Source organism: Streptomyces sp. ADMS (genome assembly GCF_033441795.1).
GTDB lineage: Bacteria > Actinomycetota > Actinomycetes > Streptomycetales > Streptomycetaceae > Streptomyces.
Map to the genome: position 1 here is coordinate 1 of NZ_JAVFVX010000165.1, position 11879 is coordinate 11879.

3 protein-coding genes are annotated in these 11879 nt (G+C 67.9%); all 3 read left to right on the top strand.

Annotation, left to right across the window (positions count from 1 at the left end):
* Window positions 1-73: 73 nt before the first annotated feature.
* The 3 genes from RB628_RS37225 to RB628_RS37235 all read left to right on the top strand — a co-directional run bounded on the left by RB628_RS37225 (window position 74) and on the right by RB628_RS37235 (window position 11382).
* Window positions 74-4093, top strand: a complete 4020-nt coding sequence (locus tag RB628_RS37225) for a LamG-like jellyroll fold domain-containing protein (RefSeq protein WP_318325068.1) — start codon at window positions 74-76, stop codon at window positions 4091-4093.
* A 180-nt stretch (window positions 4094-4273) separates the two neighbouring features.
* Window positions 4274-11101: a polymorphic toxin-type HINT domain-containing protein gene (locus RB628_RS37230; protein WP_318325070.1), complete on the top strand. Its 6828-nt coding sequence runs from the start codon at window positions 4274-4276 to the stop codon at window positions 11099-11101.
* 2 nt (window positions 11102-11103) lie between these two features.
* A complete protein-coding gene (locus tag RB628_RS37235; protein ID WP_318325069.1) occupies window positions 11104-11382 on the top strand; it encodes a DUF6959 family protein in 279 nt (92 codons plus the stop codon).
* Window positions 11383-11879: the final 497 nt, after the last annotated feature.

Consider the following 11879-nt stretch of genomic DNA (forward strand, 5'->3'; position numbering starts at 1 on the left):
GACCGGACAACGATCAGCACCGATCACCAGTCACAAGACCTGAGGCTGTAGTACTCGGGAGCATCTGCGTCCGGTGCGGACCCGGGTGGACGGCGAGTGGCGGGACATCGACACCACCTTGACCCGCGGCGCGGACGGAGTGGTGGTGCCCAAGGTCACGACCGTCGGTCTGACGTTCTCCGGCGGGGGTTCGGCACCGCTGGTGCGGATGCTGAAGAACGGTCGTGAACTGGCGCTGTCCTGGCCCGAGGATCTGCCCGCCCCGGAGCTGAACGGGAGCACCGTCACTTACCCGGACGTGCTGCCTGGCGTCGATCTGCGGATGACGGCGCAGCAGGACGGCTTCACCCAGCTCCTGGTCGTCAAGTCGGCCGAGGCCGCGGCCAGCGATGAACTGAGCCAGCTGCGGTTGAAGTTGGACGCCGACGGCATGCAAGTGAAGGAGACCGCCGACGGCGGTCTGGCAGCGATCGACGAGGGCGCCGGAAGCGCTGTGTTCGAGGCCCCCCGCCCCGTGATGTGGGACTCCAGCACCCAGGCACCCGAGACCACGGCGAAGTCCACCGCCACAACCACAACCAAAATCACCGCCAACGCTGCCGCTACAGAAACCACCGCAGAAACCGCCACCGCCGACGGGGGCGGGTCGGATGCCCCCGAAGCCACCGCCGCCGAGTCCGGAAACGTCGCGCCGGTCGGTGTGGACGTTCCCGCCGGGCAGGACGCGCTGGTGCTGACACCGGACAGTGGCGTGCTCACCGGCGAGGACACGGTGTACCCCGTGTTCATCGACCCCCAGTGGTATTCCCCGAAGGCCTCGGCGTGGACGATGGCTTCCAAGTACTGGGCGTCGTCGCCGCAGTGGAAGTTCAACGGCGACTCGGACGCGGGCATGGGCTACTGCGGCTGGTCGTACTGCGCGCCGTACGACACCAAGCGGCTCTTCTACCGCATCCCGACCTCGAAGTTCGCCGGCCGGACCGTGCTGCAGGCGGAGTTCGTGGTCCGCAACACCTGGTCGGCGTCCTGCTCGGACCGCAGCGTGGAGCTGTGGCGTACCAAGGACATCTCCTCGTCGACGACCTGGAACTCGCAGAACGCGGCCGGCTTCTGGATCGATCGCCTCAAGACGGCGTCCTTTGCCTACGGATTCACCGGCTGCGCCGCGAAGGACGCGGAGTTCGACGTGAAGTCCGCGGTGCAACTGGCGGCGGACAAGAAGTGGTCGACGATGACCTTCGGTCTGAAGGCGGCGAGCGAGACCGATGAGTACGCCTGGAAGCGGTTCTCCGACGACGCCTATCTGCGCGTGCAGTACAACCGCCCGCCGCCGCAGGTCAAAATGTCCCAACTGACCATGGAGTACGGCGGAACCTGCAAGAAGCCCGCCAGCGTCGCGCGGGTACGCACCCTGGGCAAGATCTACGCCAACAACGTCACCGACCCCGACGGCGACTCCGTCTCCGTCGAGTTCTGGGCGGGTTGGGACACCGGTGACGGCAAGGGCGTGGTCACCCGCTGGAAGTCCGGCCGGACGACGGCGAAGAAGTCCGGCTCGGACTTCGCGATCACCCTGCCGTCGTCCATCCCCGCCAACAAGACGGTGGACTGGATCGTCCGCTCCTACGACGGCGGGCAGTGGTCGCCGTGGTCGAACACAGGCGACCCGACCGGCTGCTACTTCGTGTACGACACCAGTGTGCCGAAGGCCCCGACCGTCTCCTCCGTCCTCTACCCGGCCTCGAACCCCGAGGACCCCGACGACCCCTGGTACGACGGAGTGGGCCAGTACGGCTACTTCGTGATCACCGGAGCCGTCACCGACGTGACGAAGTACTGGTACGGAGTCAACGGCGACCCGGTCTCTGCCAACGCGGTCACCACCTCGGCCGGAGCGGCCAAGACCGTGCCCGTACTGCCTCTCAAACCGGGTCTCAACACCTTCACGGCACGGTCCTTCGACGCGGCCGGTAACGGCTCCGAGATCCGTACCTACCAGTTCCGGGTGAAGTCGGGGCAGCTCGAACGCGCCGACTGGTCGATGGACGAGGCGGCCGGAGCGACTCAGGCGGTGGGCAGCGCGCCCGAGGAGCCCGCGGCCATGCACGGCGGTCCGACGCCGAACGTGGAGGGCAGGTTCGGCAAGGCCGTGCGGTTCGACGGCGTCGATGACTACGCCGACACCGACCTCGCGACCGTCAACACCGACGTCAGCTTCTCGGTGTCGGCGTGGGTGAAGCCTTCGGCGATGCCGTCGGAGGCGGCGATCGTTGCTTCGCAGCGAGGCAACAATCAGCCGGGCTTCGAGCTGTACTACTCCAAGGGCTATGACCGTTGGGTGTTCAACCAGTACAGCTCCGACACCGCTTCCGGGACTCCGGTGCGAGCCATGCCGGCCGCCGCGGGCGGGGTCAAGGTCAACGAGTGGACGCATCTGGTCGGCGTCTACTCCTTGGGCGAGAAGCTGCTGAAGCTGTACGTCAACGGGACGCTGGTCGGGACCACGGCCTACACCACGCCGTGGAACGGCCGGCGCGGCATGCTCATCGGGGCCAGCACCCCGGGCGGCACGCCCGCGTCGTTCTTCCCCGGGGCCATCGACGAGGTGAAGACCTTCGAGAAGCCCCTGACAGCGGCTGAGGTGTCGAGCCTCAACACCTCGAACACGAGCGGCGGCCGTCCGGCCCGGATGGTCTTCCACCTGGACGACCCCGCCGACGCGACCGAGCTGAGCGCGCGGGCCGACGTGAGCCCCGCGGTCCTCAAGGGCGGCGCCGCGACGGGCGCGACCGGGGTGGACGGCAACGCGCTGACCCTGGACGGGACCGACGACTACGCCACCACGGGCAGCCCGCAGGTCAACACCACGTACAGCTTCGCCGTCGCGGCCTGGGTGAAGCTGCCGAAGACGAAGCCGACGCACGCGGCGACCGTCGCCTCGCAGATCGGCAGCGTGGTGACGGGACCGGAGCTGTACTACTCCAGCTCCTACGACCGCTGGGTGTTCAATCAGCACAGCGCGGACACCGCCGACTCCACCGTGGTGCGGGCCCTGCAGCCCGAGGGCACCACCGCCTACGGCGGTGAATGGACGCACCTGGTCGGCGTGCAGGACACCGTCGCCGACAAGCTGTCGCTGTACGTCAACGGCACCCTGGCCGGCACCACAGCCCTGCCCTCGACCTGGTCCGCGGGGGGCGCGGTGCAGATCGGCGCCAGCGCGTACCAGGGGGTGCCCACCTCGTTCTTCCCCGGCCAGATCGACGACGTACGGCTGTTCGACCGGCCGGTGTCCGCCGGTGAGGTGCAGCAACTGTTCAAGCAGCGCGCGGTGGTCAAGGGCCGCTGGAAGTTCGAGACGGCTACCGGCACCCCGTCGACCTCGCCCGACGCGTCGTCGGCCGGCAACGCCATGACCCTCTACAACGGTGCGCAGATCGGCTCGGGCTGGGTCGACGGCGCAGTCGCCCTCGACGGCACGAACGATTACGCCGCGGCCTCCGTGGTACCGGTCGACACCAGTGCCAGCTTCACCGTCAGCGCCTTCGTCCAGACCGCCGCCGTCCCGACGAGCCCGGTCACCGTGATGAGTGCGCCCGGGGCCAAGAAGAGTGCGTTCGCGGTGCGCTACGAACCCAGCGCTACCCCGGCCACCGATCCGGGCCGCTGGCGGATCGCCACGCCCGGCTCCGACAGCGACACTGCCACTGTCTCCGACATCGGCAACGGCATGTTCTACAGCCCCACCGACTGGAACAACGTGGCACTCGTCTACGACGGTTTCGCCAAGGAAATCCGTCTCTACGTCAACGGCGAGCTCCAGGAGACCGCCTGCGCCGACGCCGACGACGACGGTGTGCAGGACGACGCGAGCTGCACCGACATCGTCTCGTGGGCCGACGACGTACTGACCTACAAGGCCGCGAAGACCCTGCAGCTCGGCCGTGACACGACCGGGACCACGTCCGGCCAGTACTTCCCCGGTTCGCTGTCCGATGTCTGGGTCTTCCAGGGCGCGCTGACCGAGACGCAGATCGATCACCTCGCCGTCGGCATGCCGGGCGTGGAGACCGCTGTTCCCAGCGGCGACTGAATCTGCCCAGCCACCGGGAACGGGCCGGCCACCACCTGCGGCCGGCCCGTTCCCCGGCCACTTTCTTCGCTCCGCCGTGCGCGATACCCCACTGCCCGCGGAGCACTCAACGGGAGGAAGACAGACCCCATGCAGACCAGATCACGAGCAAGAACAGGCAGACCTTGGCGACGGGTGGCGATGGCCACGGCCGCCGTGCTGACCGCGACCCTGCTCCAGGCGTCGGGCGTGCCCGCCGTCGCGCAGGGCTGGGCGAAGCCCGCGCTGCCGCAGGCCGAGTCGCCGGTCGCTGGTGGCCCGGCGGGCAAGGCGGTGCCCCGTAAGGTGACGAAGGGGCCCCGTACGCCCGCCAAGGCGCCGGCCACCAGCTGGCCGAAGGCGACTGCCGCGGCGGTGACGCTGAGGCAGGGGGCGACCCGGGTCAAGGGGCTGCCGCTCACCCTGGACACGCGTGTCAAGCGGGCCGCGGACGCGGCCACCGGCACCTACACCGTGGGCGCGCTTTCCCGCGCGGCGGCACGGAAGACGGGCGTCGACGGACCTGTTTTCACACTGATTCCCCGTCAGGGCGGTGCCCAGCGCGGCGGCAAGGTGCGCGCCGGGCTGGACTACTCCTCGTTCGCGGACCTGTACGGCGGCGGTTACGCGTCCAGGCTGGCCCTCGTCCAACTGCCCGCGTGTGCGCTGACGACGCCGCAGAAACCGCAGTGCCGTACCACCCAGCCGGTCCAGACCGTCAACGACACCGAGAAGCAGACGCTGACCACGCAGGCGGTCGCCCTCAGCGCGAGCACCGCGACCGTCCTGGCGGCGACCGCTTCGGCAAGCAGTGACAAGGGTGACTACAAGGCCACGTCCCTGGCCGCCTCGTCGACCTGGTCCACGGATCTGAGCAGCGGCTCGTTCGCGTGGTCGTACGACATGGCGGTGCCCAAGGTGCCCGGTGGCCTGACTCCGCAGGTCGGGCTTTCGTACTCCTCCGGCGGCGTCGACGGCCGGACGGGAAACACGAACAACCAGGCGTCGTGGGTCGGTGACGGCTTCGACCTGGCGCCCGGATTCATCGAGCGCAGCTACAAGGGGTGCACGGACGACGGGGCGACCAACGCCGACGGGAACAAGCCGGGCGATCAGTGCTGGGCGTACGACAACGCCACGCTGTCGCTGAACGGTTCGGGCGGGGAGCTGGTGCCCAACGGCACCAACTCCTGGAAGCTGCAGAACGACGACGGCACGAAGATCGACCGGATCTACGGTTCCACGTCCGATGTGCGGTCCAACGGTGCGCGCAACGACGAGTACTGGCGGGTGACGACCCCCGACGGTACGCGGTACTTCTTCGGCTACAACCGGCTGCCGGGCTGGGCGAGCGGCAACGAGACCACCGACTCGACGTGGACGGTGCCGGTCTTCGGCAACAACTCCGGTGAGCCGTGCAACGCCTCGACGTTCGCGGCGTCCTGGTGCCAGCAGGGCTGGCGCTGGAACCTGGACTACGTCGTGGACCCGCACAACAACGCGGTCGCGTACTACTACGACAAGGAGACCAACTCCTACGGCCGCAATCTGACCGCAGCCGATGACACACCGTACGTACGCGGCGGGACGCTGGACCGGATCGAGTACGGGCTGAAGTCCACGGCCATGTACTCGACGAAGGCGTTGGCCAAGGTCAACTTCACCAACAGCGAGCGGTGCATCCCCGACAGCTCGACCACCTGCTCGTCCATCTCCACAGGTTCCCAGTACTGGTACGACACGCCATGGGACCTGAACTGCGAGGCGGCCACCAACTGCGACAACGGCCGGTCCTCCCCGGCGTTCTTCACCCGCAAGAGGCTGACCGCCGTCACCACCCAGGTGCTGGTGTCCGGCGCCTTCAGCAACGTCGACGGCTGGAAGCTCACCCACCGGTGGGGCATGGCCGACACCGACTACCAGTTGCTGCTGGACTCCATCCAGCGGACCGGCTACGACGGCACGGCCTCGATCACTCTGCCGAAGGTCACCCTCGCCTACACCCAGCTGGCCAACAGGCTCGACACGACCGGCGACGGCTACGCCCCCTACATCAAGTCCCGGCTGTCCACCGTCGCGGACGATTCGGGCGGTCAGGTCGATGTCGGCTACTCGGCCCCGGTCTGTGATGCCGCCACGCTGCCGACACCGCAGAGCAACACGACCCGCTGTTTCCCGCAGTACATCGGCGGCAGTTCGACCGACGACCCGGACCTTCAGTGGTTCAACAAGTACGTGGTCGGTACGGTCACCTCGACCGACCGTACCGGTGGCTCACCCGACCAGGTCACCATGTACGACTACCTGGACGGTGCGGCCTGGCACTACGACGATGACGACGGGATGACCAAGGCGAAGTCCAAGACCTGGTCGCAGTGGCGCGGTTACGGCCACGTACGGGTACGCACCGGTGGCCAGGGCGGCGCCTCGGCGATGAAGTCACAGGCGGACACGTACTTCCTGCGCGGTATGGACGGCGACCGTCAGAGTTCCTCCGGCGGCACCAAGAGCGTCTCGGTAACCCTCGACTCGGGTGAGGGCGACCCGATCACCGACCATGAGTCGCAGGCCGGCTTCGCGTACAAGACCGTCGGCTATTCCGCCCCCGGCGGCAAGGTGCTCTCCAAGTCGGTGACTCGGCCCTGGTACCAGCAGACCGCGAAGAAGGTCCGTGACTGGGGCACCGTCACCGCCAACTTCACCGGCACCGCCTCCAGCAAGTCGTGGACCTCGCTGGACGACGGCGCGGGCGCCAAGTGGCAGACCACCTCTGGGTCCGACACCCACGACACCACCACCGGCCTGGTCACCCAGAGCAACGACCTGGGCGACACGACGACCGCGGCCGACGACCAGTGCACTCGCACCACCTACGTCTCCGGCAGCATCCCCGTGGACGCCCCGGCACGGGTCGAGACGGTCGCCAAGGCGTGCGACGCCACCACCAGCCGCCCGGCCGACGTCATGTCCGACGTCCGCACCGCCTACGACGGCGGGGCGTACGGCGCGGCGGCGACCAAGGGCGACGCCACCAGGACCGCGAAACTCAAGACATACAGCGGCTCCAGCGCGGTCTACCTGGAGTCCACCTCCACCTATGACGGCTACGGACGGGCGCTGACCACCACCGACCTGACCGCCGACGTCACGGTCACCTCCGCGGGTGCCCTCACCAGGGTTGCCCGCACCGACGGACGGACCACCACCACCGCGTACCTCCCGACCACTGGGTTCTCGACGAGCAGCACGGTGACCACCCCGCCCGCCACACCGGGGGACAGCGCGACCACGCAGACCTCGACCACCGCCTTCGACACCCTGCGCGGGCTGCCGCTCACGGAGACCGACACCAACGGGAAGGTCATCACCTACGCGTACGACGCGTTGGGCCGCACCACCAAGGTGTGGCAGGCGGACCGGACCACGAGCCAGACCCCCAGTTTCGAGTTCGGCTACACCATCACCGACGGCAAGCCGGTCGTGGTGTCCACCAAGACCATCGGCAACTCGGGTGCGCAGGACACCTCGTACGCCTTCTACGACGGCTTCCTGCGAGCCCGGCAGACGCAGGCCCCGGGCCCGAACGGTGGGACGCTGCTGGCGGACACCTTCTACGACGAACGCGGCCTGACGGCCAAGGAGTTCGCCACCTACTACACCGACACCACCGCTCCCTCCACGACCCTGTTCAAGCCTGCGGACGCCTTGACCGTGGAGACCCAGACCCGTTACACCTACGACGGCCTGGGCCGGGCGACCGAGACGCGGCAGATCGCCGGCAACGGCGACGGCGGAGCAGTCCTCAACGTCACGAAGGCGATCTACGGCGGCGACCGCACCACGGTCATCCCGCCGGTCGGCGCCACCGGACAGACCACCGTCACCAACGCCCGCGGCCTCACGACCGAAGTGCGCCTCCTGCACTCCCGTGACGCCGGCGCCGCCTACGACACCACGTCGTACGGCTACTCGCCGCGAGGTGAGCCGACCAGGGTCACCGACCCGGCGGGCAACGTCTGGACGTGGACGTACGACTTGATGGGCCGGCTCACCGACACCACGGACCCCGACAAGGGCGCCAGCCACAGCGACTACGACGACCGCTCCCAGGCGACCAGCACCAAGGACGCCCGCGGTACTGTCCTCGCCGCCCTCTACGACGGTCTGGGCCGCAAGACCGAGCTGCGGGACACCTCCTCGACCGGCACGCTGCGGGCCAAGTGGGTCTACGACACGATCAGCGGCGCCAAGGGTCAGCTCGCGTCCAGCTCCCGCTACAGCGGTGGCCAGGAGTACAAGTCGAGCGTCGTCGCCTACGACCGTCTGTACCGGCCGCTGCGCGCCTCGGTGACGATCCCGTCGGCCGAGGGAGCGCTGGCAGGCACCTATCTGTCGGCGACCACCTACAACGACTCGGGCACGGTGCAGGGCGTCGGCTATCCCAAGGCCGGTGACCTGGCCGCCAACACCGTCGCCTACACCTACGAGGACGGCACCCTGCGGCCCATCGGGGTCAGTGGCCCGCTCAACCTGACCGCGAGCACCAGCTACAGCCTCACCGGCAAGCCGCTGCAGCACTCGCTGGCCGCGAACGGCGGCAAGACGACGTACGAGACCAACACCTACCAGTGGGGCACCCAGCGGCTGGCCACCTCCCGGTTGGACCGTCAGGACGTCACCGGCGTCGACCAGTACAACACCTACTCCTACGACGAGGCGGGCAACGTCCTGTCCGTCTCGGACACCTCACGCTCCGGCACCGACAACCAGTGCTTCGGCTACGACTACCTCGGCCGGGTGGCGGAGGCCTGGGCCCAGTCGACCACCGGCTGTGCCACCGCACCCACCACCGGTGTGCTGGGCGGTCCGGCTCCGTACTGGACCTCCTACACCTACGACAAGGTCGGCAACCGGCTCACCGAGACCCAGCACGGCACCACGGCCGGTGCCTCGGACACCAGTCGGAGCTACCACTACCCGGATCCGGGTGCGGTCCGGCCGCACACACTGGGATCGGTGGACACCACTGTCGGCACGGTGAAGTCCACCGACAGCTTCACCTATGACGTCGCGGGCAACACCCGCACCCGTCTGCTGGGCAACGGCACCTCCCAGACCCTGGACTGGGACGCCGAGGGCCATCTCGCCAAGGTCACCCAGCCGGTGGAAGGCGGCAGCGACAAGGTCACCGACTACCTGTACGACGCCGACGGCAACCGTCTGATCGGCCGTACCCCGACGGAGACCACGCTCTACCTGGGCGCCACGGAAATCACCCTGGCCAAGGGCGCCACGACCACCAAGGGCACCCGCTACTTCGACCTCGGCGGCGGCCACCAGGCCGTCCAGGCCAACGACGGAACCATCTCCTTCACCCTGGCCGACCACCACGGCACCGCCCAGCTGTCCGTCAACGCCACCACCCAGGCGCTGACCCAGCGCCGTACGCTGCCGTTCGGCGGGCTGCGTGGCACCGTGCCGACCACGTGGACCGGCACCAGGGGCTTTGTCGGCGGCACCACCGACACCGCCACGGGTCTCACCCACCTCGGTGCGCGCGAGTACGACTCCGCCACAGGCCGCTTCCTGTCGGTCGACCCGGTCTTCACGGCCGGCGACCCGCAGCAGATGAACGGCTACACCTACGCCAACAACAACCCGCTGACCTACTCAGACCCGGCGGGCACGGAGATCGGCTCCAGGCCCAACTCCTGCCAGTACGACGTCAAGTACTGCTCCAAGAGCACCCAGAAGGAAGTCGGCTACGACGCCAGGACCGGCACGTCCGACTACCGCCGCGGCAACATCTACAAGCGCTCCCAGGCCGCGAAGAAGAGCTGGGTGGCAGGCAACACCCCGGTCACCAACGACATCGACAAGATGGCGGACGAGTACTGGCATCCCAGGATGAACGGGGAGTTCACGGACGACTTCTGGTACAACCCGGTCTACGAGAATTCCCAGAAGGGCCAGGAGGGCAGCGCCTGCTATGGGCGTGAGGGATGCCGGCAGGCCTTCCTCTACGTGCTGCACGGTGGCAAGGACGTCGAGAAGGCCAAGGAGATCGCGGCGACCTACTGCGTGTACAACGCGGAGGAATGCAACGAGAAGGCCGCGGCCGTCGCACGGGGCAACGTCATCCGAGACGTTGTCTACACGGGACTGCTGGCATATCTGGGCGGCGCGGCCGGCAGGGGAGCACCCTGCAACAGTTTCGTCCCCGGCACCGAAGTCCTCATGGCCGACGGCACGTCCAAGGCCATCGAGGACGTGAAGCCCGGGGACAAGGTCCTCGCCAGGGACCCGAAGACCGGCCGCGCCGAGGCCAAGACAGTCACCGCCGAGATCCTCGGCCAGGGCCCGAAGCACCTGGTCAGGATTACCCTCTCAATCGAGACCGACGGCGGGAAAAGCACCGCTTCGGTCACCGCGACAGCCGGACACCCTTTCTGGGTCCCGGAACTCGGCGCATGGGTCGACGCCACAGACCTGACGGTCGGTGAGCAACTCGATGCGCCCACCGGAGCCGCGGTCCGGATCACCGGCGTCCGTCACTGGACCCAGCCGACCCTCGTGCACAACCTCACAGTGGCCGACCTGCACACGTACTATGTGCTGGCGGGTGAGACACCGGTCCTCGTGCACAACTCGACTCCCTGTGCTCCGTCTGTCGGAGCAGGCGCGAACATGGCGAATCTCACGGGAGTGGAGAGAACTCGAATCCAGAATGCCGCGAACCGGATCGGGAAGCCGATATCGGTCGTCGGCAGCCGGACACTGGGGCCGCGGTCGTCGTCGAATCCGAAGGGATCGCACAGCGAGTCAGACTGGGACTACGTGATCACGGGCGTCAACAGCCGTACCAAGCACTCCGTGTCCAGCTCGCTGCCGAAGGCTGACGTCACGTTGGGCGTCGGGCGGCGGCAGGACATCTTCACTGGGCCGCTCGACACCACCAGGCCCCACATCACCTTCTATCCACAGGGTTAGTGATGAGCGAACAGGAAACCTCAGCCGCAGTCCTGGCAGTTTCGGGAAACTACGCGGTGGTCCGTCTGCCGAACCGTGTGTATCCGGCACTGGCCGTACAGGGAGACTCCCTGAAGATCCTTCAGGAGGCCATCGAGGAGCTGGCCGGAAATCTGGGTTCGGGAGACCTGGAAGACGCGGGTTTCTCCCTCAGGCAGATCCAGGAGACGGTCTCGTCGATGCTGTCGACGTATGAATCGGTTGCGAGCGAGGCCGGATTCGATCTCCCCTACGTGCGCTGAGACGGGATCCGCCTGTTACGGATGCCTCGCCGGATTTCTTCTGGCGAGGCATCCGCAGTTCTTGACGACGGTGGTGTGGAAGGGGCGCTAGCTGTACTGACCCGTGAGGTTGGGGACGCGGCTGGCGGGTGGCTGCCACCAGGGTGCCGTCGGCGAGGAAGGAGGTGAGCTCCGGCTGGCGAGGTACACGGTGGTGCCGCCGCCCCGGGTCTCACTCACCTCGGTGCGCGCGAGTACGATCCCGCCACGGGCCGTTTACTGTCGGTCGACCCGGTCTTCACGGCTGGCGACCCGCAGCAGACGCATGCACGGTTCCTCCTGTGCCAACAACAACTCGCTGATGTACGCCGACTCGGCGGGCACGGAAATCGGCTCGAGAAGCCTGCGGCCGTCGCACGGGGCAACGTCATCCAGGGCGTTGTCTACACGGGACTGCTGGCGTATCTAGGCCCGGACTTCGCGGGTCACCGTTTCAGGTTTGTGGCCAGTGGGTCTGT